The organism is Rugamonas rubra (genome assembly GCF_900114705.1).
Taxonomy (GTDB): Bacteria; Pseudomonadota; Gammaproteobacteria; order Burkholderiales; family Burkholderiaceae_D; genus Rugamonas; species Rugamonas rubra.
In genome coordinates this window covers 68,524-92,714 of sequence record NZ_FOTW01000008.1, presented here as the reverse complement: position 1 = coordinate 92,714, position 24,191 = coordinate 68,524, and the positions used below count along the sequence as shown (strand labels likewise).

Sequence of the window (24,191 nt, the reverse complement as noted above, 5' to 3'; positions counted from 1 at the left end):
GCTCAGCGGTTGTCCTGGGCCGCCGCCGCGCGCACCGAGGCGTCCAGCGCGGCCGCCGCCTGGCGCGGCGAGGTCTGGCCGGCCAACACCTCGTGCAACAACGTGTGGAGCAGCTCGATGGCCGGCGCCGGCAGGAAGGAATAATAGGGGCCGCTGGTCTGCGCCGCCGCGCCGACGGCGGCGACGTAGGCGGTGATCTGCGCGTCGTTGCGCACCGGGCCGGGCACCCGCTTCATCGGCGGCACGTTCTGCCGCTTGTTCTGCTGCAGGGGAAAGCCCTGGCCGACGATGAAGTCGAGCAACATCAGGGCGGCCTGCTTGTTGCGCGTCTCGCAGACGGCGAAGCCGGTCTCGCTGCCCACCACCGGCACCACGGCGCGGCCGGCCGCGTTCCACGGCGGCACGAACACGCCGCTGGCGAAGTGTTTGCTGGCCATCAGCCGGCCGGCCGCCCAGGTGCCGTGGAAGGCCATCGCCACCTTGCCGCCGGCGAACAGCTGGATGCCCTCGTCGTAGCCGGTGTTGAGGAAGTTCTTCTGCACATAGCCGCGCTCGGCCAGCAGCTTGATCTTGCCGAAGATGTCGGCCGCCGCCTCGGTGTCCAGGTCGAGCTTGCCGGCCGCCAGCGCCGCGCGCCAGCCCGGCCGGCCGGCCGCCACATTGTTGGCGAAGCCGAAGCTGAACGGGCCGTTGCCCAGCATGTTGGGAAAGCCGGCGTCGAACACCAGCGGCGTGATGCCGGCCCGCTTGAGGCGCTCGCACAGCGCCAGGAACTGGTCGAAATCGGTCGGCAGGCGCTCCACCCCGGCCTGGCGGAACAACTCCTTGTTGTAGTAGATCAGCGTCGCGGCGACGCCGCCGGCGACGCCGAAGCGCTTCTTTTCCGGCGAGGTCCAGTCCGGCTTGAGCACGTCGAGCATATTGTCCCAGGCGGCGCTGCCGCCCAGGTCGGCCAGCAGGCCCTGGTCGGCCAAGCCGGCGGCGTAGCTGTTGGGGTTGACCGAGACCAGGTCGGGCAGCTGGTTGGCCGCCACCTTGGGCTTCAGGTTCTCCTCCACCGAGTTGCCGATCATAAACTGCAACTCGACCTTGATGTCCGGATGGGCGCGGCTGAAGGCGGCCGCCACCTGCTGCATCTCCTGCGGCCAGTCGGGCGCCCAGACCAGCGCGGTGATGGTGGTGGTCGGCGGCGCGCGCGGCGGCGCGGCGGCCGGCTCCGGGCGGCCGCAGGCGGCCAGCGCCAGCAGGCAGAGCAGCACGGACAGGCGCGGCGCGCATCGAAAGAGTTTCAACATTTCCACGCTCGCAACTATCCAGGGATGGGGGACGGCGGCACGCCGGACGGGTTTCGGCAAGAGGCCCGCAATGGCTTGCGGCCGGACAGGACTCATTGCATGCGGGTAACGGCGGATAAGCAAAAGATTACACCAAAGTTTGCCCTAGACAAACGGGGCCGTGCAATTTTCCGGGGCAAAATGCACAGCCGGCGCGGCCCGCGGCGGGGTGCAGGATAAGCGGTGCAAGCGGCCGAGGAATGCGCTACAATGGAGGTTCTGTGGGGACGACCTGGTTTCGACGTGGGTTGCAAAGCAGCGCAGGGCATACCGAGGGCTGGCCACCTCGTAAATACAACCAGAAAAAACTTAACTGCAAACGATAACTCGTACGCACTGGCAGCTTAATTGCTGTTAGCTCCACAACACCTCGTCCCTGGGGTGGGCCGTTAAAAGCTGTGGAGTCATTTACAGGGACTCGCGCTGTGAGGGGTCACTTCAATCCGCGCTAAATCTAAGGTGAATCGCTTGTCCAGAACGTGCACATCCGTGCTGTACAGGTTAAATTAAATGATAGTGCTAAGTATGTAGAACTGTCTGTAGAGTGCTTGCGGACGCGGGTTCGATTCCCGCCGTCTCCACCACTGGATTAAAAACAAAGGCCCCGTGCGCAAGCACGGGGCCTTTGTTTTTAATCCTATCGTTGGCGCTGGCCGGGAATCGAAACCGCGGGACGCGGGGCTTTTGCGGGGCAGTCGGCGAGCGCCGCTCGCCGACTGCCCCGCAAAAGCGGCCTTGCGCTTGCAAGCGCAAGGCCTCTCCGATTCTACTGACTAGAAACTGCATGCAGGCCAGCGGCTCCACCGCCGTTAAGAAAATCACCTTCAGCATCATTCGCGCCCTAGCTATTCTCTCGCCACGCAATCGTCGAACTGCACTTGGCTCCAATCAAATTGCATCTACAATTTAACCAGAGCACACTTACAATGCCCCTACAATTCGTCGATGATTACCTTCGACGAAAGCCAGCGGCAAGCCAACCTCAGCAAGCATGGGATCGACCGCCGCAATGTCATTTCAGTAAGAAAGGTGGCAAAACATGAGCGCGAAGCGTGGGCCTGTTTCAATCGATGACACTCCGGCTACCCAGCCCGGCGATTGGAGCGATGCATTTGTCACCCATTCAATTGATGAACTGCGAGCAGCGGTTACGGCACGACGCACGCGCGGACCGAACAAACGAGAAACCAAGGAACAGGTCGCGGTACGGTTCAGCCCCGAAGTGCTGACCTTTTTCCGCGCCACCGGCCCAGGCTGGCAGACGCGAATGGATCAAGCCTTGCGCGACTATGTCGCAAAACATCGTTTGTCCGCGTAACAAAGTCGTCGTGGGCGACGATTTCGGGCGCGAACAGGAACGATTCAGCCGAGAGCACAACGTTACGCTTGCGGCCCAGCGTGGCGAATCTGGATAGCTAGTTCAAATCTTCAAATACACAGGCCTGCCCAGGCCTCACAAGCATTCCCAAAGACGGACTGGCGTACCAAGAGGAGATGCGCGCCGAATGGTAAAAGCCCTGCTCGATTCCAGTATCCTGCTGGGGGCATGCAATCGCCAACGCTGCCGTATTGATCAACTATACTATTGCACAGACTGCAATATTGAGCACTGGCTCGACGCACTGCTTGCTACGGGATCGGTTGAGTAATATCGGAGTGCCCGGGATCTTTGATCGGCACGGATTTGCTTGAATGGCGGATGCATAAAGCAGGTGTGGCAGACCAAGATGAATTGAAGTAAATAAAGGAGACGTATAGTGTTGCAAATTAGAACATTTTTAGCCGGTGCAACCACGATGGCCAGCGCGCTGGCGGCGGTGTTTTTCTTGACCGGTGCCAAGGAGCCGCCTAGGAACGAAAGATTTGATGAGATCACTGTTGGTAGAATCAATATCGTCGAACCCGACGGCACCAAACGCATCGTCATTTCGAACAAGGCTCAGTTTCCCGGCGACTTCATGCAGGGCAAAGAAAACAGCCGGCCTGATCGCAGCAGCTTTGCGGGCATGCTGTTTATCAACGAAGAAGGCACCGAGAATGGCGGCCTGATCCAAAAGGGCAGCATTGCTGCCGATGGCAAGGTATCTTCCGGTTTGTCATTGACTTTCGACCGCTTCCGCCAGGATCAGGCCCTTCAATTGATGAACAATGACAGCGCGGTCCATCAGCAGACCGGGATCAGGATCAACGACGTTCCCTTATTTACGGTCACGTCGTTGGAGGACATCAACCGCTTTGCTGAAGAAGCGAACAAGCTGGCCAAACCCGAGCAGCAAGCCTATTGGCAAAAACTGAACGTTCAAGGCCGCATGAGCAACAATCGCATCTGGTTGGGAAACACGCGCGACAAAGGCTCGTCCTTGCAGTTGAAGGATGCTCAAGGCCGGGTTCGCATGATGCTGCTGGTGAGTGCGGATGGCAAGGCCGAAATTCAAATGCTGGATGAAACAGGCAAGGTGAGCAAGACGATCTCGTCAACATCCAAGGAATAGCGCTCCGACCGAGGCCGCTCCGATTCTATAGGCTAAAGACTGCATGCAGGCCGGCGGCTCCCCCGCCGTTAAAAGACAATCGTCAACAGCGTCGTTCGCGCCCTCGTTGCAGCGGCCCAAGGGGTTGGTGTACGTGGAGCTGTAGGGCATGCGTCCTGTCCAAGCTGCTTGAACTACTGCGCCGCGCCAAACCGGACCTTGCCAACGGCCCGCATTGCCGGCGAGTCCGGCCCCGCATCCCCGCGCAGGTAGGCCCTCAGCATGGGTAGCGAGTCCAGCCCCCAAAACAAGCTGCCATCCACGCAGATCGTCGGCACGCCGAAGACGCCTGCCGCTACCGCCTGGCTGGCATACATATTTTTTAGCAATAGAGCATTTTTGACATCCTGGCCCCACGAAAGCGCATTCTGTCCAAAACAGGCTTGAGCTTCTTTCACCCATTCTTACACTGGCCCCTACACCACAAGGGAGAACACGACATGGGCAATTGGACAAAGTGGATCTGGGGAGTAATCGCTGCAGTGCCGTTCGCAGCGCAGGCGCAGGGCGACCTGAAGGGGCTAGACCGCGACATGGTTGGGCCACGGGCGCAGATACTGGTGCTGGGCACCGTCCACCTGAGCGGCATGCCGGCCGGTTTCGATCAGGCATCGCTGGACGGCGTGCTCAAGCGGCTGGCCGCGTTCAAGCCCGACATCATCACCATCGAGACCGAATCCGGCGAAGAGTGCGACCTCGCCGCGCGCCACCCCGCAAGGTACGGCCCCGACTACTGCACCCCGACCGACGCGGCGAAGGCGGCCACCGGCCTGGACCTGCCAGCCGCCATCGCCGAGGTCGACAAGACGCTCCAGGCGTGGCCGGCGCAGGCGACGCCGGCGCAGCGGCGCCGCCTCGCCGCCCTGTTCCTGGCGGCGAGCGACCGCGCCTCGGCCTATGTGCAGTGGCTGCAGCTGCCCGAGGCAGAGCGCCGTGCCGGCGATAGCTTGAACCCGGCGCTGGTGGAGCTGCTCGGCACAATCGCAAAACGCAACAACGAGACCTACCAGTTGGCCGCGCGCCTGGCCGCGCGGCTGGGCCTGCAGCGCGTCCACGCCGTCGACAACCACACCGGCGACAACATCGACGTGGCCGACACCAAGGCCTTCGTCCGCTCGATCGAGGCGGCTTGGGCGGAGGGCGGCGCGGCGATCCAAGAGCAGCAGAAACGCGAGGCGGCGCTGGCGCAGGCCAGCGACCTGCTGCCGCTGTACCGCTATGTCAACGAGCCGGCAGGCTTGCTGCTGCGCGCCGAGGCCAACGTCGGCCCGGCCATGCGCGCCAAGTCGGCGCAAGGCTACCCGCAGATTTGGGTGGCCGGCTGGGAGATCCGCAACCTGCGGATGGTCGCCAACATCCGCGAAACCTACCGCGAACGCCCCGGCGCGCGCGTCCTGTCGATCGTCGGCGCCACCCACAAGCCGTGGTTCGACGCCTGGCTCGGCCAGCTGCAGGGCGTCGACATCGTCGACGCGGCGGCGCTGCTGAAGTGACGCGCCACGCCCGACACCGCAGCGCTGCTCGCCTGGCGAACGGCTGGGAGCTAACTTAAGTCTTGATCGGCGTGGCCTCCCTCCTCCAATGGCTCAACCTTTACCCACTCTGCGGCAAAAGTAACGTAGTCCGGGTAGGTCAGCTCGGTTAGCTCGATTCGCGTCTTTTTACAGATCGCGGGCAGGTCGGCCTTAAAACGCTCATAACGAACGAAAATGTGCCCGCCGCCGGGAATGTCCTTCCGCTTCGACTCGGTCATCAGCCAGTTTCGGACGCAAGCAATAACCTTCGACTCAGAATTCTCGTGCGCCCGTATATCCTGCCCGGCTATATCCGAGATGAATTTCTGATAGCGATATTGCTCCGTGTCCAGTATCAACGTGCTTTTGCTCTTCTGCAGGCGGCCGCCATAGCGGCCCGCACCGATAAGTTGATGAACACGTTATCGGCATATCCCATCGCTATTTTTTGCGTGAGGAAATCACTTCCGCCACGGCGGATTTGGCGGTAGCGCGCGAAACCGTCCCGCTAAGCGGCGGCGGTTTCACCGTACGCTCACCCTGAGCGACTTGGCCTCCACGCGAATTTTTCTGGACCTCTCTCGTCGCAATAAACATCCCCGAGGCGGCCGAACGTTGTAGATTTTTATTGGACATAAGACACTCCAGCTATGAGCAATCGACGGAAATTCCGGTACGGCCTGCATCAACACCTCCGAATATAGTACACCTTCGATTATCGGCAAGCTTGAGGAGCCGCATCTGCACCCCGGACGACTACCGGGCGATGCGCGGCGACATCAAGAAAATGCGCCAGGACCTGCGCAGCCAATTCATCCTGCAGGCCCCCTAAGGCGCGCCGGCGGCGCGCGCAAGCTTGCCATTTCGCGCAACGGATGCGCGCCGATGCAACAATTACGCGACAGATACGCAACAGTTTCGCGCCTTTGCGCAGCGCAGCCGCCGCCACGGCGGCTACGCCGCGCCGGCCCAACCGTATAATTTCATCACGCGGCGGCCCGCCGCGACCGAGCCGCCCGTCGCGTCGGCGCATTGAGGGGTGGACTTTTGCCGTATCGATTCTTGCTTGCCTGCTGTCTGACGTTGGCCGCGCTGGCCGCGCCGGCGCACGCCCTCGACGCCGTTACCCTGCAGTTGAAGTGGAGCCACGCCTTCCAGTTCGCCGGCTACTACGCCGCGCAGCAGCTGGGCTACTACCGCGAGGCCGGCCTCGACGTGCGCATCGAGGCCGGCGGCGGCGGCGTCGACACGCTGCAAAGGGTGCTCGACGGCCGCGCCCAGTTCGGCGTCGGCACCAGCAGCCTGCTGCTGGCGCGCAAGGCCGGCAAGCCGGTGGTGGCGCTGGCGGTGATCTTCCAGCACTCGCCGTCGGTGCTGCTGGTGGCCCAGTCGGCCATGCACAGCGGACCGCGCGACCTGGTCGGCAAGCGCGTGATGGTTGAGCCGCAGTCGGAGGAGCTGCTGGCCTATCTGCGCCAGCAGGGCATAGGCGCCGAGCAACTGGTGCAACTGCCGCACAGCCAGAAGACGCAGGACCTGATCGACGGCAAGGTCGACGCGATGACCGCCTACTCCACCACCGAACCGTATCTGCTGGAGCGGGCCGGCTTCGCCTACCGCCTGCTCAGCCCGCTGGCCGCCGGCATCGACTTCTACGGCGACAACCTGTTCACCACCGAGGCCGAGATCGCCGCCCATCCGGCCCGCGTGCAGGCCTTCCGCCAGGCCAGCCTGCGCGGCTGGGAGTATGCCGTGGCCCACCCGCAGGAGGTGGTCGAGATGATGCTCAAACACTACCCGGGGCCCCACAGCCGCGAGTTCTACCTGTACGAGGCGGCGGCGATGAAGCCGCTGATGCGCACCGACCTGATCGAGGTCGGCTACATGAACCCGGTGCGCTGGCTGCACATCGCCGACACCTACGCCGACCTGGGCCTGCTGCCGCGCGGCTTTTCGCTACGCGGCTTCCTCTACCAGCCCGACGCCAAGGCCGACCTGAGCTGGCTGTTCGCGGCCGCCGCGCTGCTCGGCCTGACCGGCACCATCGCCCTCTACATCCACCGCGTCAACCGCCGGCTGGCGCGCGCGCTGGCCGCCAGCAAGCAGGCCGAGCAGGCGCTGCGCCACATGGCCCAGCACGACAGCCTGACCGGCCTGGCCAACCGCGCCCTGTTCGCCGACCGGCTGGAGCAGGCGCTGGCCGGGGCGCGCCGCGACCAGCAGCACCTGGCCCTGCTGTTCATCGACCTGGACGGCTTCAAGCCGGTCAACGACCAGTTCGGCCACGGCGTCGGCGACCTGCTGCTCAAGGAGGTGGCGCAGCGCCTGCTGCGCAGCGTGCGCCACTCCGATTCGGTGGCGCGCATCGGCGGCGACGAGTTCGTCGTGCTGCTGCGCCACGTCGGCAGCGCCCACGCCGCGCTGGCCATGGGCGACAAGCTGTGCGCCGCGCTGCGGCCCGGCTACCAGATCGACGGCCACCACATCGACATCTCGGCCAGCATCGGCATCGCCGTCTACCCCGAGCACGGCGCCGACCAGACCGCGCTGAGCAAGCACGCCGACAGCGCGATGTACGCCGCCAAGAAGGCCGGGCGCGACCGCGGCGCGCTGTACCAGGCGGCCGGCTAGACGGCGTCCAGCGCCTGCGCCAGGTCGGCCAGCAGGTCGTCGCTGTGCTCGATGCCGATCGACAGGCGCACCGTGTCGACGCTGACGCCGGCCTTGGCCAGCTCGGCCGCGTCGAGCTGGCGGTGCGTGGTCGAGGCCGGATGGCAGGCGAGCGACTTGGCGTCGCCGATGTTGACCAGGCGGGTGAACAGGCGCAGCGCGTCCTGGAAGCGGGCGCCGCCCTCGACGCCGCCCTGCACGCCGAAGGTCAGCACGCCGGACGGCCGGCCGCCCAGGTACTTGACGGCCAGCGCGTGGTCGGGATGGCTTTCCAGGCCGGCGTAGTTGACCCACTTGACCTTGGCGTGGGCCTGCAGGAACTCGGCGACCTTGCGCGCGTTCTCGGTGATGCGGTCCATGCGCAGCGCCAGCGTCTCGATGCCCTGCAGGATAAGGAAGGCGTTGAACGGCGAGATGGCGGCGCCGGTGTTGCGCAGCGGCACCACGCGGGCGCGGCCGATGTAGGCCGCCGCGCCCAGCGCCTCGGTGTAGACCACGCCGTGGTAGGACACGTCGGGCTCGTTGAGGCGCTTGAAGCGGGCCTTGTGCTCGGCCCAGGGGAACTTGCCGGAGTCGACGATGGCGCCGCCCAGCGAGTTGCCGTGGCCGCCCAGGTACTTGGTCAGCGAGTGCACCACGATGTCGGCGCCGTGCTCGAAGGGGCGCAGCAGGTAGGGCGTGGCGACGGTGTTGTCGACGATCAGCGGCAGGCCGTGCTGGTGGGCGATGGCGGCGATGGCGGCGATGTCGGTGATGTTGCCCAGCGGGTTGCCGATCGACTCGACGAAGATGGCCTTGGTGCGCTCGTCGATCAACGCGGCGAAGGTCTCGGGCCGGGCGGCGTCGGCGAAGCGGGTGCTGATGCCGAACTGCGGCAGGGTGTGGGCGAACAGGTTGTAGGTGCCGCCGTACAGGGTGGAGGCGGAGACGATGTTGTCGCCCGCCTCGGCGATGGTCTGGATGGCGTAGGTGACGGCGGCCTGGCCCGAGGCCAGCGCCAGCGCGCCGATGCCGCCCTCGAGCGCGGCGACGCGCTGCTCGAGCACGTCCTGGGTCGGGTTCATGATGCGCGTGTAGATGTTGCCGGGCACCTTGAGGTCGAACAGGTCGGCGCCATGCTGGGTGTCGTCGAAGGCGTAGGCGACCGTTTGGTAGATCGGCACGGCGACGGCGCGGGTGGTCGGGTCGGGGGTGTAGCCGCCGTGGACGGCGATGGTTTCCAGCTTCATTGCATCTCCTTGGGGTGGTGTTGCCAAATTCGCCGCCCCAGCATAGAAGAAAGCAACTATGCGTCAAAATAATATAAAGTCATTTCCATATGCATAAAATGCATATGCGGCCGGATATGCGGCCGGCCAGCTCAGAGCAGATGGCCCAGCCTGGCCAGGCCGCCCAACACCGCCAGCAGCGTGGCGAGGTGCAGGCCGACCAGCCATTTCAGCGCCGAGGCGAGTTCGTCCCGGGTCTTCTCGTTGTCCTGGCGGGCCTCGCTGCGCACCTTGTCGGTGTCCGCCCTGGCATCCCTGCGCGCCTCGCGGATTTCCGCATGCAACTCCCGGAGTCCATCGTCCAAACGCCGCTGCAACAGGTCCAATGCCCTGACGGTCTGTTCCTGCACGGATTCGATTTTGGCGAGGCGCGCTTCCATGATGGAATGCTCTTCCGTTTGCGGCGGATTGTCAATCGGCGCGCCGTCGCCGCCCCCCCCTACTCGAGCAGCGCGGCGATGGCCAGCGGCGTGTTGCGGGTGACCAGCTGGCCGGCCTCCGGCGCGGCGGCGAAGCGGTAGACGAAGAGGCGTAGGTTGTTCACCACGTCGCCCGGGAAGGCGGGGCCTTCGCGCGGCGGCAGCGCGCTCTGGCCGTGGTCGGCGCGGCGCAGGCGCACCTCGGCCTCGCCGTCGTGGCGGGCATAGGAGAACTGCACGCCGACGCAACTCTTGCCGCCGACGCCGCCATCGCCGACGTAGCGCAGATAGGCCAGCAGCTGCTCGCAGGCCAGGCGCAGGTCGGCCGCCTCGTAGACGCCGTCGGCGCGGGTGGCGATGGAAACCCACGCACCAAAGTGGAACTGGCCGGCCTTGCGGTTCAAGGTCAACGCGGCGTTGTCGTCGTAGGCGGCCTTGGAGAACGGAAAGACGGCGCGGCCCAGCGCGTCCAGCGCCAGGTTCAAGCTACCGGCCTTGCTGTTGAGCGTGAGCCGCAGGCCGTCGAGCGAGGCGCCCTTGTCGCGCGGCCGGACCCGGTAGTGGCTCAGCAAAAATTGCTTGGGCTTGCTGTACTTCTCGAACCAGATCATCTGCCGGTAGGCGTCGCGGTACTCGACCCAGTCCGACTCGCCGGCCTCGGCCGCCTGCGCCAGCGCGCGCCCCGGCGCCAGCGCCAGCAAGGCGCACAGCAGCAGTAGGCGGAGCGGTCGGGGCATGGCGGCGCGCGGCGGCTAGAAGCGGTAGGCCAGGCCGGTTGACACGCTGACGACGCTGCTGCGGCTGACGGTCGGGCTGTCGGCCACCGAGGCGCCGAAGCGGCTGGCGTTGACGGCGGTGTTGATCATCCAGCTGGGGCTGAGCTTCCAGTTCCAATTGACGCCGCCGTCGACGCTGCTCAGACCGGCCGTGGCGCGGTAGCCGCGCAGGCCGGGGTAGCGCTCGGCGTCCGCCGTCACGCCGTAGCGCTGGCGCATGACGCGGCCGTTGGCGGCCGACAGGCCCAGCGAAAATGTCAAGGTGTGGTGCGGCAGGATGTTCCGCAGGCTCTTTTGCAGGCCGACGTGCAGGCCGATGCCGTGCGCGTTGCTGTCGTAGTACAGCGAGCTGGTTAGACGCGCCTCCGCGCCCAGGTAGTAGTTGACGAAAGCGCCCAGGTTGGGGTTGCCTTCGATGGTCTCGGTGCCGGCCAGGCCGCGCCGGTCGTTCGGGTGGCGGCTGTCGCGCGTTTCCAAAAACGGGCCGTACTCCAGCCCCGGAGTGGTCGACAGATGCAGGCCCAGCGTGGTCAGGTTGGCGATGAAGATGCCGTTGGCCCACTCCACCTGCAGCAGCGGCATGACGCTGCCGCGGCCATGCCCATTCAGGTCGGCGCTGCCCAGGCGGGCGCCGACGGCCATGCCGACGTACATGTCGGTGCTGCCGTCGGGCAGCATGGCGACGCGGGCTTCGTCGGCCAGGGCCGGCGCGCAGGCCAGCAGCAGTAACAGCGGGGACAGCTTGATCATCGGCGACTTTTCATAATAGGGGAACACGGCGGGCCAAGCCCACCGCATTCTAAGGTTAAACCGGCGGCGCCGGCCTAAAAACTGTAGCGCAGGCCCAGCGACAGGTTGTTCAGGTTGGAGACCATGCCCTCGTTGTCCACCTTGCCGAAGCGATCCCACTCCAACTGCACCGACAGCTGTTGGGTGATCGCATAGGCGCCGCCCACGCTGGCATACAGGCTGTTGCGGTTGGCGCTGCGGCTGTCCGAGGCGGCGCCCAAACCGGACAAGGTGATCTTCGAGCTGGTGCGGGCCACGCCCAGTTTGCCGAACAGCGACCACTGCTCGTTCAACGCCAGCGTGCCCTTGGCGGCGGCATAGAAGGCGTGCGCCTCGGCGCCGAGCTGGCCGCCCAGCGGCAGGTCGAAATGGTTGGTGCCGAAACGCTGGTAACCGCCCTCCAGCGCCCACACCGGCGACAGATTGTAGCCGCCGTAGACCTTGACGGGGATGCCGCCACCCTTGACATCGGCGCGCGTCGTCTTGCCGTCCTTGCCGGTTTGGTTGATGTAGCCGTCGCTCTTGCTGGCGATGTTGACGCCGACATAGAAATCGTCGGCCAGCGCCAGCGGGGCGTAGGCGGCGGTGGCGACGGTGGCGGCGGCGAACAGCAGGGTATTCAGGATAGGCTTCATGGGATTGATTCCGAGTGGTGGTAGGAGCGACCAATGGTAGAGACGGCCGGCGCCGAAGTCCTCCTCGCGGTGTCGTGCAATTGTCGTCAATTTGTACGCGCCATTTGTATAGAAAATGTACGGCCATGTATGCGATTGTCGGAATGCCCCCGCCGCGCAGTGCCTCTTATACAATACGGCTGCCCAACAATGGAGGCTGGATGATCGCTGTGATGCTGGTGGAGGACGACGCGCGCCTGGCCGCGCTGGTCAAGGAGTACCTGGACGCCTACGAGTTCAAGGTCGACGTGGTGCCGCGCGGCGACCTGGCGCTGGCCCGCTTCGACGCCACGCTGCCCGGACTGGTGGTGCTCGACCTGACCCTGCCCGGCATGGACGGCATGGTGGTGTGCCGCCAGCTGCGCCAGCGCAGCGAGGTGCCGATTTTGATCCTGACCGCGCGCGAGGACATGTTCGACGAGGTCTCCGGCCTCGAACAGGGCGCCGACGACTACATCAACAAGCCGATCCAGCCGCGCGTGCTGCTGGCCCGCCTGCGCGCCCTGCTGCGCCGGGGCGAACGCGGCGCGGCGGCCGCGCCGGCCAACGCCGACCTGACGGTGGGCGCGCTGCGCATCGCCCGCGCCGACCGCGCCGTGTTCTGGCGCGGCGCCGAGGTGGCCATGAACGGCGCCGAGTTCAAGCTGTTCCTGATCCTGGCCGAGGCGGCCGGCCGCGTCCTGTCGCGCAACGACATCCTGGTGAAGATGCGCGGCATCGAGTTCGACGGCCTCGACCGCAGCATCGACAACTGCATCTCGCGCCTGCGCCGCAAGTTCGACGACGGCGGCGCCGAGCGCATCAAGACCGTCTGGGGCGAGGGCTACCTGTTCAGCCCGGCCGCCTGGGAATAGCCCTTGAACCGCATCTTTCAGCGCTTCGTCGTGCTGGTGATGCTGGCCATCACGCTGGCCACCTTCGTCATCTACTTCACCTTCAGCCGCCTGTTCGGCGACCCGCTCGAACAGATCGCCACGCGCCAGGCGGCCGGCCAGATCTTCCTGCTCGAGCAGTACATCGATCGGGCCGCCAGCGACGAGTGGCTGGCCCGCCTGAACAAGGTGCGCGAGGTGTCCGGCGCCGACATGGAACTGCTGGCGCTGCCGGCCGCGCTGGGCGCCCTGCCCGAGCGGCGCCGCGCCGAGCTGCTGCGCGGCGCCATCGTGCTCGACGTGGCCGGCAAGGCCTTCTACCGCCGCGTCGACCTGACCGGCGCGCGCTACATCGACAGCGACGCCGAGGTGATCCACGTGCAGCGCCTGCCGATCGACATCGGCGAGGCGCTCGGCATGGAGGCGATCCGCTTCGCCATCGTCGCGCTGTTCCTGCTGGTGCCGATCGGCTGGTGGTCGCGCTCGCACTGGCGCGGCCTGCAGGCGCTGTCGCGCGTGGCCGACGACTTCGGCCGGGGCGACCTGGCGGCGCGGCCGGCGCCTCGGCAAACCTCGAGCATCGCGCCGCTGGCCGGGCGCATCGGCGACATGGCCGAGCGCATCGCCACGCTGCTGGAGACGCGCAAGAACCTGCTGCACGCCGTCTCGCACGAGCTGCGCACGCCGATCGCGCGGCTGGAGTTCGGCCTGGAGCTGCTGCGCGCGGCGGCCGACGATCCGGCGCTCGAGCCGCGCCTGCTGGCGCTGGAGGGCGACGTCGACGAGCTGAAGGCGCTGGTCAACGAACTGCTCAGTTTGAACAAGCTGGACCACGCCGAGGCGCCGCAGGGCGCGCCCTTCGACCTGGCGGCGATGCTGCGCGCCTGCGCCGACGGCTGCGCCGCCGGCCTGCGCGACAAGACGCTGGAGGCGCACATCGGCGCCGCCGACGGCCTCGCCGACGGCGACCAGCGCCTGCTGGCGCGCGCCGTCAACAACGTGCTGGGCAACGCCGCCAAGTACGCCGCCGGCGGCATCGTGCTGACGGCGGCGCGGCGCGACGCCGGCCACTGGACGGTGGTGGTGCAGGACGACGGCCCCGGCATCCCGGCCGACATGCGCGGCCGCGTCTTCGAGCCCTTCTACCGCCTCGGCCGCGACGCCGACCACGCCGCCGGCGGCTACGGCCTGGGCCTGGCGATCGCCCAGCGCGCGCTGCAACTGCACGGCGGCGCCATCGCCATCGAGGACGGGATGGACGGGATGGACGGCGCGGACGGCGCGACACCGCGCGGCGCCCGCCTGGTGCTCACCATCCCCTGCCGCCGGACCTAGAAGCCGGCCAAGTGGCGCCAAATCACGCTAAAAACCCGCTTGAAACCGGGTTGAAAGCCGGCTTGCATTAGAATAGGGAATTAGTGCCTTTTGATACAGTTCACCATGCAGACCCTCGCCTCCCCCCCCTCCGTGCTGAAAAAACGCGGACGTCCCGCCAAGGGCGAGGGTGGCGGCCTGCGCGCCGAGCTGATCGAAAAATCGGCCCGCCTGTTCCGCGAAAAAGGCTACGACAACACCACCGTGCGCGACATCGCCGCCGCCAGCGGCATCCAGGCCGGCAGCTGGTTCTACCACTTCAAGACCAAACAGGACATTCTGGTGGCCATCATGGAACAGGGCATGGCGCGCTCGCTGGCCCAGATCGAGGCCATCGGCGAGCAGAACTTGGCGCCGCGCGCGGCGCTGGAGCGGCTGGTCGAGGTCCACCTGCACACCCTGCTGGCGCCGGACCACGACTTCATCGCCGTGCTGCTGTACGAATGGCGCTCGCTCGACCAGCCCTCGCGCGAGCGCATCGTCGCGCTGAAGGACCGCTACGAGGCGGTGTGGGACGAGGTGATCGGCGCCCTGCACCGCTCCGGCGACTGGGCCATGCCCTCGCGCTTCGACCGCCTGCTGATCTTCGGCGCGCTGAACTGGACGGTGCAGTGGTTCAAGCCGGGCAGCGGCGCCGACGTCAAGGAACTGGCGCAGCAGGCGCTGTTGTTCATCCTGCGCACGCCGCCGCGCGAGGCGTAGACACAACAGGCGCAAGGCTTTATCGCCCGCCGGCGGCGCCGGCGCGCACGCGGGCGCCGCGCTTCAGGCAAAATAGCGGCACCCAAACACAGGAGCCGCCATGATCTATGAAATCGCCGAGTTGTACATCAAACCCGAAGCCCACGCCGCCTTCCAGGCCGGCGTCGCCGAAGCCACGCCGCTGTTCCAGCGCGCCAAAGGCTGCGTCTCGATGCGCCTGACCCGCTGCATCGAGCGGGTCGACACCTACCACCTGGTGGTCGGCTGGCAGACGCTGGAAAACCACACCGTCGACTTCCGCGAAAGCGCCGACTTCCAGGCCTGGCGCGGCCTGGTCGGCGCCTGCTTCGCCCAGCCGCCCAAGGTCGAGCACTTCGAGACCGTGGTGGCCGGCTTCGGCGCCTGATTGTTCAAGCTCGATCGTTCAAGCTTGATGGTTCAAGCCTGATGGTTCAAGCCTGATGGTTCAATCCTGGCCGGCCACGCCGGCCAGTTCCGGCGTCGGCGCGCCCTCCAGGCCGAGGCGCAGCCACTGCGTCGCCTCCTGCGGCGGCATCGGCCGGGCGAAGTGAAAGCCCTGCAGCTCGTGGCAGCCGGCCAGGCGCGCCGCCAGCGCGTGCGCCGACGTCTCTATCCCCTCCGCCACCACCCGTAGTTGCAGCGCGTCGGCCAATTGGCAGATCGCCCGCACCACCGCCACCGCGTCGGCCGCCGGCAGCGGGTCGATCAGCGCGCGGTCGATCTTCAGCGTGTGCAGCGGCAGGTTGCGCAGCATGCTCAGCGAGGAGAAGCCGGTGCCGAAATCGTCCATCGCCACCTGCACGCCCAGCTCGCGCAGCTGCTGCAACTGCAGGCGCGTGTCGTCGAGGTTGTCGACCGCCGCGCTCTCGGTGATCTCCAGCGTCAGGTAGCGCGCCGGCACGCCGTGCTGCGCCAGCGCCTGCTCGACCAGTTGCAGGAAGCCGGGGTCGAGCAGCTGCACCGGCGACACGTTGACCGCCACCGGCACGCATTCGCCGAAGGCGGCGCGCCACAAGGCGATCTGGCGGCAGGCCTCGCGCAGCAGCATGGCGCCCAGCTCGGCGATCAGGCCGGTGTGCTCGGCGATGGCGATGAACTCGACCGGGCTGATGTCGCCGATGCCGGGCCGGTGCCAGCGCGCCAGCGCCTCGAAGGCCAGCAGCCGGCCGGTGGTGGCGTCGACCTTGGGCTGGAAGTGCAGATGGATCTCCTGGTTGCGGATGCCCTTGCGCAGCGCCTGCTCCTGCTCCAGCGCCTGGCTCGACATCAGCTCGAAGCGCTGCTCGGCCAGCGCCAGCGCGGTGCCCGGCGTGCGCTTGGCCTGGTACATCGCCGCGTTGGCGGCGCGCAGCAGCGCGTCCGGCTCGGCGGCGTTGAGCGGATACACCGCCATGCCCATCGAGGCGTCGATGAAGAACTCGCCGTCGGCCACCGCCAGCGGCTGGGCGCAGACGGCGCGCAGCCGCTGCGCCATCTCGCGCGCGCCGGCGGCGCCCGGTTCGAGGATGGCGAACTCGTCGCCGCCCAGGCGCATCAACTCGGCGCCCGGCGCCAGCGCCGCCCGCAACTTGGCGGCGAAGGCCTGCAGCACGCGGTCGCCGGCCAGGTGGCCCTGGCTCTGGTTGAACAATTTGAAGCGGTCGATGTTGAGCACCACCAGCGTATGCGGCGCGCCCGAGCGGTCGGCCAGGCAGCACTGCGCCAGCCGTTCCATCAGCACGCTGCGGTTGGGCAGGCCGGTCAACTCGTCGTGGCTGGCCTGGTGCTGCAGCTCGCGCGCGCTGGCGATGCGCTCGGTGTCGTCGGTGATCAGCAGCTGGGTGGCCGACTCGCCCTCCCAATCGATGCGCCAGGCGGAGAAGCGCAGGTCGCGCCATTGGCCGTCGGCCACCTTGCGCCGGCCTTCCCAGTTGGCCAGCGCCAGCGTGCCTTCCTGCAGTTGGCGGTGCACGCCGGCCAGCGCCGCGGCGCTGAAGCTCGACTCGGGCAGCTGGGCCAGGCGTTCGGGCGCGCCCAGCGCCGGCGCCAGGCCGTAGATCGCCAGCGCCGCCGGGTTGGCGTGCAGGATGCGCCGGCCGTCGGTGACCACCACGCCCTGTTGCGAGTGTTCGGTCAGCAGGGCGAAGCGGGCCGACAGCTTGCGCGCCTCGCGCGCCGAGCGGGCCAGCGCGGCGAACAGCAGCACGCAGACCAGCGCGGTGCGCAGCGCCGTCGAGAGGAACAGGTTGGCCGCCAGGCCCTCCTCGCCGGCGTAGACCAGCGGCAGCTGGTTCAGCCCCAGCACCATCAGCATCGGGCCGACGCCGCGTTCGAGCGCGCTGGCGCCGCGCATCCACCAGGCGGCCAGCGCGCCCAGGCCGCAGGTGACGCCCAGCACCACCATCGGCCAGTAGGCCAGCTTGTTGGCGTAGGACGGCAGGATCAGCACCAGCGCCATGGCGGCCAGCATGGCCAGCGCCGCCACCGGATGCAGCCGGCGCCCGGCCAGGCGCATCACGCCCGAGCTCATGAACAGCAGATTGAGGATGGTGGCGCACAGGCCGACGGCGAAGGCCAGCTGCTCGTAGGGCGGCGGCGCGTGGCGGTAGAAGTAGTAGCTGGCGGAGCTCAGGCCGGCCGCCATGGTCGAGCAGGCCAGGTCGCGGGCGAAGGCCTGGGTGCGGTGGCGCCACCACACCAGCAACAACACGGCACCTAACATCAACAGTACAGCAGAATTGGTAAAATACAAATATTTCATGCGCTGCGTCCCCGCCTGTCCGCGTCAGCCACCGTCGCCGGTAGTTTCCACCATGGAATTTATTATTCCCATGGTAAGCGATTTTATTGCCTCCGAGGCAAACAGGGCAACAATTCCGGCGCACCGTGTCCACAATCGCCCACGCCGGCCGCGCCCCGCCGGCTTACTGCGCTGGGTGGTGGAACACCTGGCGCAGGTAGGCCAGGAAGGTCTCGTCCTTGCACAGCGTCTTGCCGGGCGAGTCGGACAGCTTGGCCACCGACTGGCCGTTGCAGGCCACCAGCTTCATGACGATGTTGAGCGGGGCCAGGCCGACGTCGTTGGTCAGGTTGGTGCCGATGCCGAAGCCGGTCATGATGCGCCCGGCGAAGTGGCGGTACAGCGCGAAGGCGCGCTCCAGGTCGAGGCCGTCGGAGAACACCAGGCGCTTGCTGTTGCCGTCGATGCGCAGCGCGGCGTAGTGGGCCAGCGCCTTCTCGCCCCAAACCACCGGGTCGCCGGAGTCGTGGCGCAGGCCGTCGAACAGCTTGGCGAAGTACAGGTCGAAGTCGTCGAGGAAGGCGTCCATGCCGACCACGTCGGTCAGCGCCACGCCCAGGTCGCCCCGGTACTCCTGCACCCAGGCCTCCAGCGCCGCCTTCTGGAAGTCGCGCAGGCGCACGCCGAAGGCCTGGAAGGACTGCATGTACTCGTGCGCCATGGTGCCGATGGGGACCAGGCCGAAGCGCTTGGCCAGGTAGACGTTGGAGGTGCCCTTGAAGTACTGCGGCACCTCCTGCGCCAGGCGGAACACCACCTCGTCGTGCCAGGCGGCGGAGAAGCGGCGGCGCACGCCGAAGTCGGAGAACTCGAAGGGGTGGCGCAACGCCGGCTGTTGGCCGAAGGCGCGCAGCGCGGCGATCTTGCCGTCGAGCCGGGCGCGGCCCTCGGCCAGCGCGGCGGCGCCGTCGAAGCGGCGGAAGTACAGCTCGTTGACGATGTAGAGCACGAAGATCTCGAAGGCCATCACGTGCACCTGCGGCCCGGCGGCGTGGATGCGCAGCATGTCGCCCTCGGCGCTGACGCGGATGAACTTGCGCTGGAAGCGGAACACGGTGAGGAAGTCGACGAAGTCGCTCTTGATGTAGCGCAGCGAGCGCAGGTAGTCCAGCTCGTCCTCGGCGAAGGCCATGCTGCACAGGTGGTCGAGCTCGCGTTCGACGGCGTCCTTCAGCTCGGCCAGCGGGAACACCGGGCTGTTGCGGCAGACGAACTCGTATTCGGTGTGCGAGTTGGGATGGCTGTGCAGCAGCGCCTGCCACATGGTGAACTTGTACAGGTCGGTTTCCAGCAGGCTGCGCACGATAGGCGCCATGGGCATAGTCAATTCGCTCTCCGGTTGCATCGAGCCAATATCTTACGCCATACAGGGGGTAGGATGGGCTGTACGCCAATAACAACACAACAAATATGTTGCGACCAGCATTGAGAACACAACATATTTGTTGTACCATCCATTTACCATTCAAGTGAAAGGGAATGTATGAAGTACAGCGAGTTCCGGCGGTGGCTTGAGAAGCAGGGTGCAGTCTTCACCCCTGCCAAAGGAAGTCACCATAAGGTATCTCTGAATGGCCGATCAACAGTCTTCCCGTACCATGGAGCGCAAGAAATGGGAACGGGGCTGGTAGAGAAGATTAAGAAAGACCTTGGACTGAAGTGAGAAAGCCCCGGATGGGGTTTTCTCATCCTCGCGCGGCAGAATAGATCCTCTGAAGAAAATGCATTCCGCACATGAGCATAGTGTGCCCCCTTACCGAACATAGAGGCGATCCATGCTGAATTATCCAGTGACACTCGTGCCAGATACGAACGGCACCTACTTGGTCGGTTTTCCCGACTTCCCTGAGGCAAATTCGGTTGGCGACAATATCGAAGATGCCTTGAAAAATGCCGTCGACGCGCTTGAGTCTGCACTCGAAATCTACTTCGATGAGCGCCGCCCTGTGCCTGCGCCATCCGTGCCTGAGCCAGGGCAGCACCTTGTGGCATTGCCCGCGCTCGAAACAGCGAAGGTACTGCTGTGGAACGAGATGTACGCACAAAAATTGCGCAAGGCCGATCTGGCGCGCATGCTCAACGTCCACACACCTCAAGTCGATCGTCTTTTCGATCTTAAGCACTCTTCGAAAATTGAATTCGTCGAGCAAGCCGCCAAGGTATTGGGCAAGACCTTGGTGGTCGGGTTGAAGTAGTTCACTATCACTCAGAAAAATGCCCACGCATCTGGGCTGCCCCCAAAAGCCGGTGTCCAAGCTTTGGGGACAGTTCAATCTACAGTGGACATTTTTTCTCTTGTGTTCAGCGCCCGGCGTTTCTCAGCAGCTCCTGCAGCACCTCGCCCGACTGCACCAGCTGCACGCCGCGCGCCTGCATGGCGGCGAGGAAGTCGTGGTACTGCGGCTCGAAGCCGGCCACCGGGCTGATGCAATCGGTCAGCAGCGCCAGCCGCGCCAGCGCGGCTTCGCCGAAGCGCTCGGCGAAGTGGCCGGCGATGTGCTCGACGCTGGCCTTGACGCAGTGGCTGCCGGCCTCGCCGGCGATGTAGATCTGCTCGGCCGGCGCCAGGCTGTCGAGGAAGGCGAGGTTCAGCTCGGTGGCCGGGTCGGCCGCGTCGGGCACCTCGGCCATCACCGCCGAATAGTGCTCGGTCCACGGATTGGAACCCTTGAGCAGCTTGCCGACCACGCCCAGCGAGGCGTCCTCCCAGCGGTTGTAGGCGGCGCGCACGTCGTCGTGGACGCAGCCGCCCCAGCTGCCGATCTCGCAGTGCACCGGCCACACCATCAACCTGTAGCGGCCGGCTGCCTCGAGCGCGTCGAGGTAGGCCAGCGCGCGCTCGGTGGCGCCGTTGCGCGGCAGGTAGCGGGCGGCGCGCACGTCGGCGGCGGAGATCGGCGTGAACGGCGCCACCGGGGCGCCGTTCGGCCCGGCCCAGAAGGTCGGGTGGGCGATGTCGAAGCGGTGGTGGGCGTCGAGCGTGACGCTGATGGCCGACAGACCCTGGCGGCCGCGATTGATCAGGCCGGCCAGGCGCAGCATGTCCTGGTGCGCGCCGGACACCGGCAGCGCCGGCGCCTGCGCCGTGCGGGTGGCCGGATTCTCCGGCCGGTAGCCGGACGGCAGGTCGCAGAAATCGTTTTGCGGGTCGATGATGAGCAGATGCAGATTGCGTTTCATGATGAGGCTCCAGAGCACGGACGTGTTCTGCATGATAAAGGCAACAATGCGAAAAACCCAAAGAAAAATCGCCATGCGTGCGCCGCATGGCGATGGCTGCAACCGTGATTGCGATGCTGGCGGCGATGATGGGCCGCGCGGGGCGGCCGGCGCGGCTCGCCGGCAAGCGCCAGCCGGCGCGGCGCTTAGGCTGCGACCAGCTCCTCGATCTTGCTGCGGCCCTTGGCCAGGGTGTTGGCGACGGCCTCTTCGCCCATCGCCACGCCCTCGGCTTGCACGAAGGTGACGTCGCTCAGGCCGATGAAGCCGAGCGCGGTGCGCAGATAGGTGGCGAGGAAGTCATAGGCGGCGGCCGGGCCTTCGCTGTAGACGCCGCCGCTGGCGGTGAAGACGTAGACCTTCTTGCCGGTCAACAGGCCCACGGGGCCGTTGGCGCCGTACTTGAAGGTGCGGCCGGCGCGCAGCACGTGGTCGATCCAGGCCTTCAGGCCGGAACTGACGGAGAAGTTGTACATCGGCGCGCCGAGCACGATGACGTCGGCGACGAGCAGCTCGTCGACCAGGGTGTCGGAGATCTTGATGGCGTGGGCCTGCTCGGCGTTGCGCGCCTCGGCCGGGGTGAAGAAGGCGCCCATCATCTGCTCGGTCAAGTGCGGCACGGGATGGCTGACCAGGTCGCGCTCGACGATGCTGTCGGCCGGGTTGGCGGCGCGCCATTTGGCGATGAATTCCGCCGACAGTTGACGCGACAGGGAGCCCGCGTTGCGCACGCTGCTGTTGATGTAGAGTAGGTTTGCCATGATGCCGATTCCTTTTATCAAGTGGATAAGCTCGGGCGCCTGCCGATACCCTTGCGCGCCGTTGAGTGTTGCAGCCATCATAGTTCGGGTTTAATATCTATGGAATCCCTAACTTCTAGAACGGTAACATCGATTTTTTCGATATAAGACTATGCGAGATCCCGGCCTGCCCTCCCTCGACCAATTGCGCGTGTTCATCGCCGTCATCGACCAGGGCGGCTTCGCCCACGCCGCGCGCGCCCTGCACCGCACCCAGTCGGTGATCAGCTACACCATCGCCAACCTGGAGGAGCAGCTCAACATCGAGCTGCTCGACCGCAGCAAACGCAAGCCGGTGCTGACCGAGGCCGGCAAGGCGCTGCTGGCCGACGCCCGCGCCGTCTCGCTGAAGGTCGACGGCATGCGCTCGCGCGCCAAGGCGCTGTCGGCCGGGTTGGAGGCGGAGGTGTCGCTGGTGGTCGACGTGATGTTCCCGGCCTGCACACTGGTGAAGATCCTGCACGCCTTCCAGCGCGAGTTCCCCACCGTGTCGATGCGGTTGCGCATGGAGGCGCTCGGCGCGGTGACCGAGTTGGTGATGGAGCGCGTCTGCCACATCGGCATCAGCGGCTGGATGCCGGGCATGCCGGAGACCATCGAGCGGCGCAGTTTCGGCTTCGTGACGATGGTGCCGGTGGCCTCGCCGCTGCATCCGCTGGCCCAGATCGGGGGCAAGATCCCGACGGCGCTGCTGCGCGAGCACATCCAGCTGGTGGTGACCGACCGCAGCAAGCTGACCGCCGGCCAGGACTTCGGCGTGCAGGCGCTGCGCGACTGGCGCCTGGGCGACCTGGGCTCCAAGCACAACCTGCTGCGCAGCGGCATAGGCTGGGGCAATATGCCGCTCGAGCTGATCCAGGACGACCTGGCGCGCGGCCTGCTGGTGCGCCTCGACATCAACGACGGCAACTCGTTCAGCTTCCCGCTGTACGTGATCCACCGTGGCGACGAGGAGCCTGGGCCGGCCGGCAAGTGGTTGATGCAGCAGTTCTTCGACCTCGAGCCGAGCATGCCGGCCGACAGCGACCACGTCAAACGGCTGGGCTGAGGCCGGGGCTGAGGCGGCGCCGGACGCCGCGCCGCCTACCCGGCCCGAAGCGGCGGTGGCGCTGGCGCCACCGCTACTTGATGCCGGCGGCGCGCATGCGGCCGCGCAGGCGGCGGATCTCCTCCGACAAGTCGACCACCAGTGCGGCGATGTCGTCGTTGGCCTCGAAGTCGCGCTCCACCTGGCGCAGGCGGCGCGCGCGCACCAGGTCGATGCTGGTGAAGCGCCAGCTGCCGGCGTGCTCCGCCGCGTCCTCCAGCAGGATGCCGGTGCGCACGTGCTGCACCACCCAGTCCGGCTCGACCGCGCAGGCGCGGGCCAGTTCCTCCACGGTCAGCGCGGCCTCATCGACCAGCACGCCGCTCAACAATTCCGATTGCCCCATCGCTCATCCTCCCGCGCGCGGATTGAAGGCCATCTCGCGCGCCATGGTTTCATACAGCTCCTTCGCCCGCGCGCTGCTGGCCGGCGGCAGCACCACCTCCAGCAGCAGGTACAGGTCGCCGGCCGGATTGCCGGGAATGCCGCGCCCCTTCAGGCGCAGCTTGCGGCCGCTCTGCGAGCCGGCCGGCACCGTCACGGTCACCTTGCCGGACGGTGTGGACGCGTCGATCTCCTGGCCCAGCGCGGCCTCCCACGGCGCCACCGGCACCGTGGCGAACACGTCGCGGCCCTCGACGCGGTAGCGCGGGTCGCTGCTGAACTGCAGTTCCAAATACAGGTCGCCCGGCCCGGCGCCGCCGGACTGGCCCTGGCCGGACAGGCGCAGCTGCTGGCCCGCCGTCACGCCCTTGGGGATGTTGACGTCGAGCGTGCGCTCGCGCGTGACGACGCGGCCGTGGCCGTCGTTCTCGGGGATGCGCAGCTTGATGGTGCGCGTCGCGCCATGGTAGGAGTCGGCCAGGTCGATCACCACGCTGGCGTGGCTGTCCTCGCCGCGCGTCTGGCTCTGGAAGCCGCCGCGGCGGCGCCCGCCCAGATGGGCGAACAGGTCGGCGAAGAAGTCGCTGCCGGCGTCGCCCGCGCCCGCGCCGCCGGCGCCGCCGAAGCCGGCGCCCCAGTCCGGCGGCGGACGGAACTCCTGGCCGGCGCGGTATTGGTGGCCCTTGCCCAGTTCGTCGTAGGCGGCGCGCTTCTCGGCGTCGCCCAGCACGCCGTAGGCCTCGTTGAGCTCCTGGGTTTTCTTTTGCGCGTCCGGCTCCTTGCTGACGTCGGGATGGAACTTGCGCACCAATTTGCGGTAGGCCTTCTTGATCTCGTCCTCGGTGGCGGTCTTGCTCAGGCCCAGCGTTTGATAGTAGTCCTTGTATTCCACTTGCGCTCCCAAAGGTTGCCATATCGCCAGCGAGTATAGCCTAACGCAAAACGCGCACCCCTGGCGCGCGTTCCATTGCCCACATC

25 protein-coding genes and 1 other RNA gene are annotated in these 24,191 nt (G+C 66.5%); 12 read left to right on the top strand and 14 right to left on the bottom strand.

Annotation, left to right across the window (positions count from 1 at the left end; genetic code table 11):
• Nucleotides 1-2: 2 nt before the first annotated feature.
• Nucleotides 3-1,295 (bottom strand): ABC transporter substrate-binding protein, encoded by a 1,293-nt coding sequence (locus BM252_RS08295; RefSeq protein ID WP_093386162.1) that lies wholly within the window; start codon nucleotides 1,293-1,295, stop codon nucleotides 3-5.
• Between the two features lie 262 nt (nucleotides 1,296-1,557).
• On the opposite strand from BM252_RS08295, the gene ssrA reads away from it, so the two are divergent.
• The 3 genes from ssrA (at nucleotide 1,558) to BM252_RS08280 (ending at nucleotide 3,826) form a co-directional block, all read left to right on the top strand.
• Nucleotides 1,558-1,918: a transfer-messenger RNA gene (ssrA, locus tag BM252_RS08290) on the top strand.
• A gap of 455 nt (nucleotides 1,919-2,373) precedes the next feature.
• On the top strand, nucleotides 2,374-2,652 hold the full coding sequence (locus tag BM252_RS08285) for a BrnA antitoxin family protein (protein ID WP_093386160.1): 279 nt from the start codon (nucleotides 2,374-2,376) through the stop codon (nucleotides 2,650-2,652).
• Between the two features lie 439 nt (nucleotides 2,653-3,091).
• Nucleotides 3,092-3,826: a hypothetical protein gene (locus tag BM252_RS08280; protein ID WP_093386157.1), complete on the top strand. Its 735-nt coding sequence runs from the start codon at nucleotides 3,092-3,094 to the stop codon at nucleotides 3,824-3,826.
• A gap of 173 nt (nucleotides 3,827-3,999) precedes the next feature.
• On the opposite strand, the gene BM252_RS08275 is transcribed toward BM252_RS08280, so the two are convergent.
• Nucleotides 4,000-4,263 (bottom strand): DsbA family protein, encoded by a 264-nt coding sequence (locus tag BM252_RS08275; RefSeq protein WP_425442273.1) that lies wholly within the window; start codon nucleotides 4,261-4,263, stop codon nucleotides 4,000-4,002.
• Between the two features lie 42 nt (nucleotides 4,264-4,305).
• On the opposite strand from BM252_RS08275, the gene BM252_RS08270 reads away from it, so the two are divergent.
• A complete protein-coding gene (locus tag BM252_RS08270) occupies nucleotides 4,306-5,358 on the top strand; it encodes a DUF5694 domain-containing protein (protein WP_093386154.1) in 1,053 nt (350 codons plus the stop codon).
• Nucleotides 5,359-5,408: 50 nt separating this feature from the next.
• Here BM252_RS08270 and BM252_RS29970 read toward each other — a convergent pair whose 3' ends face one another.
• Nucleotides 5,409-5,618 (bottom strand): hypothetical protein, encoded by a 210-nt coding sequence (locus tag BM252_RS29970; protein WP_139236348.1) that lies wholly within the window; start codon nucleotides 5,616-5,618, stop codon nucleotides 5,409-5,411.
• Between the two features lie 808 nt (nucleotides 5,619-6,426).
• On the opposite strand from BM252_RS29970, the gene BM252_RS08260 reads away from it, so the two are divergent.
• Complete coding sequence (locus BM252_RS08260; RefSeq protein ID WP_245774156.1) at nucleotides 6,427-8,010, top strand: GGDEF domain-containing protein; 1,584 nt, start codon at nucleotides 6,427-6,429, stop codon at nucleotides 8,008-8,010.
• On the opposite strand, the gene BM252_RS08255 is transcribed toward BM252_RS08260, so the two are convergent.
• The 5 genes from BM252_RS08255 to BM252_RS08235 form a co-directional block, all read right to left on the bottom strand.
• Complete coding sequence (locus BM252_RS08255) at nucleotides 8,007-9,278, bottom strand: O-acetylhomoserine aminocarboxypropyltransferase/cysteine synthase family protein (protein ID WP_093386147.1); 1,272 nt, start codon at nucleotides 9,276-9,278, stop codon at nucleotides 8,007-8,009. The genes BM252_RS08260 and BM252_RS08255 overlap by 4 nt on opposite strands.
• A gap of 131 nt (nucleotides 9,279-9,409) precedes the next feature.
• A complete protein-coding gene (locus BM252_RS08250) occupies nucleotides 9,410-9,697 on the bottom strand; it encodes a hypothetical protein (RefSeq protein WP_093386144.1) in 288 nt (95 codons plus the stop codon).
• Between the two features lie 59 nt (nucleotides 9,698-9,756).
• Nucleotides 9,757-10,473 (bottom strand): hypothetical protein, encoded by a 717-nt coding sequence (locus BM252_RS08245; RefSeq protein WP_093386141.1) that lies wholly within the window; start codon nucleotides 10,471-10,473, stop codon nucleotides 9,757-9,759.
• Between the two features lie 15 nt (nucleotides 10,474-10,488).
• Entirely contained in the window at nucleotides 10,489-11,262 is a 774-nt protein-coding gene (locus BM252_RS08240) for a MipA/OmpV family protein (RefSeq protein WP_093386139.1), read from the bottom strand.
• A 74-nt stretch (nucleotides 11,263-11,336) separates the two neighbouring features.
• Nucleotides 11,337-11,936, bottom strand: a complete 600-nt coding sequence (locus tag BM252_RS08235; protein WP_093386137.1) for an outer membrane protein — start codon at nucleotides 11,934-11,936, stop codon at nucleotides 11,337-11,339.
• Nucleotides 11,937-12,136: 200 nt separating this feature from the next.
• Here BM252_RS08235 and BM252_RS08230 point away from each other — a divergent pair, with 200 nt between their 5' ends.
• From BM252_RS08230 to BM252_RS08215, 4 genes are all read left to right on the top strand, one after another.
• Nucleotides 12,137-12,829: a response regulator gene (locus BM252_RS08230; RefSeq protein ID WP_174900460.1), complete on the top strand. Its 693-nt coding sequence runs from the start codon at nucleotides 12,137-12,139 to the stop codon at nucleotides 12,827-12,829.
• 3 nt (nucleotides 12,830-12,832) lie between these two features.
• A complete protein-coding gene (locus BM252_RS08225; RefSeq protein WP_093386134.1) occupies nucleotides 12,833-14,182 on the top strand; it encodes an ATP-binding protein in 1,350 nt (449 codons plus the stop codon).
• 105 nt (nucleotides 14,183-14,287) lie between these two features.
• Nucleotides 14,288-14,923, top strand: a complete 636-nt coding sequence (locus tag BM252_RS08220) for a TetR/AcrR family transcriptional regulator (protein ID WP_093386621.1) — start codon at nucleotides 14,288-14,290, stop codon at nucleotides 14,921-14,923.
• 100 nt (nucleotides 14,924-15,023) lie between these two features.
• A complete protein-coding gene (locus BM252_RS08215; protein ID WP_093386132.1) occupies nucleotides 15,024-15,329 on the top strand; it encodes an antibiotic biosynthesis monooxygenase family protein in 306 nt (101 codons plus the stop codon).
• Between the two features lie 60 nt (nucleotides 15,330-15,389).
• Here BM252_RS08215 and BM252_RS08210 read toward each other — a convergent pair whose 3' ends face one another.
• Nucleotides 15,390-17,684 carry a putative bifunctional diguanylate cyclase/phosphodiesterase gene (locus tag BM252_RS08210; protein WP_093386129.1) on the bottom strand — a complete coding sequence of 765 codons (2,295 nt, stop codon included), beginning with the start codon at nucleotides 17,682-17,684 and terminating at the stop codon, nucleotides 15,390-15,392.
• A 163-nt stretch (nucleotides 17,685-17,847) separates the two neighbouring features.
• Nucleotides 17,848-19,038, bottom strand: coding sequence for a nicotinate phosphoribosyltransferase (gene pncB / locus BM252_RS08205; RefSeq protein WP_093386127.1), 1,191 nt, complete (start codon nucleotides 19,036-19,038; stop codon nucleotides 17,848-17,850).
• A gap of 168 nt (nucleotides 19,039-19,206) precedes the next feature.
• Here pncB and BM252_RS08200 point away from each other — a divergent pair, with 168 nt between their 5' ends.
• Both BM252_RS08200 and BM252_RS08195 read left to right on the top strand, forming a co-directional pair.
• Nucleotides 19,207-19,386: a type II toxin-antitoxin system HicA family toxin gene (locus BM252_RS08200; RefSeq protein WP_093386126.1), complete on the top strand. Its 180-nt coding sequence runs from the start codon at nucleotides 19,207-19,209 to the stop codon at nucleotides 19,384-19,386.
• Nucleotides 19,387-19,498: 112 nt separating this feature from the next.
• Nucleotides 19,499-19,918 (top strand): type II toxin-antitoxin system HicB family antitoxin, encoded by a 420-nt coding sequence (locus tag BM252_RS08195; protein WP_093386123.1) that lies wholly within the window; start codon nucleotides 19,499-19,501, stop codon nucleotides 19,916-19,918.
• Nucleotides 19,919-20,024: 106 nt separating this feature from the next.
• On the opposite strand, the gene BM252_RS08190 is transcribed toward BM252_RS08195, so the two are convergent.
• Nucleotides 20,025-20,903 carry a cysteine hydrolase family protein gene (locus BM252_RS08190; protein WP_093386121.1) on the bottom strand — a complete coding sequence of 293 codons (879 nt, stop codon included), beginning with the start codon at nucleotides 20,901-20,903 and terminating at the stop codon, nucleotides 20,025-20,027.
• A 185-nt stretch (nucleotides 20,904-21,088) separates the two neighbouring features.
• Nucleotides 21,089-21,703, bottom strand: coding sequence for an FMN-dependent NADH-azoreductase (locus BM252_RS08185; RefSeq protein ID WP_093386118.1), 615 nt, complete (start codon nucleotides 21,701-21,703; stop codon nucleotides 21,089-21,091).
• A 151-nt stretch (nucleotides 21,704-21,854) separates the two neighbouring features.
• Between BM252_RS08185 and BM252_RS08180 the strand changes: the two genes are divergently transcribed.
• A complete protein-coding gene (locus BM252_RS08180; protein ID WP_093386116.1) occupies nucleotides 21,855-22,790 on the top strand; it encodes a LysR family transcriptional regulator in 936 nt (311 codons plus the stop codon).
• A 73-nt stretch (nucleotides 22,791-22,863) separates the two neighbouring features.
• On the opposite strand, the gene BM252_RS08175 is transcribed toward BM252_RS08180, so the two are convergent.
• Nucleotides 22,864-23,175, bottom strand: coding sequence for a chaperone modulator CbpM (locus tag BM252_RS08175; protein WP_093386113.1), 312 nt, complete (start codon nucleotides 23,173-23,175; stop codon nucleotides 22,864-22,866).
• Between the two features lie 3 nt (nucleotides 23,176-23,178).
• Entirely contained in the window at nucleotides 23,179-24,105 is a 927-nt protein-coding gene (locus tag BM252_RS08170) for a DnaJ C-terminal domain-containing protein (RefSeq protein ID WP_093386110.1), read from the bottom strand.
• Between the last annotated feature and the right edge of the window lie 86 nt (nucleotides 24,106-24,191).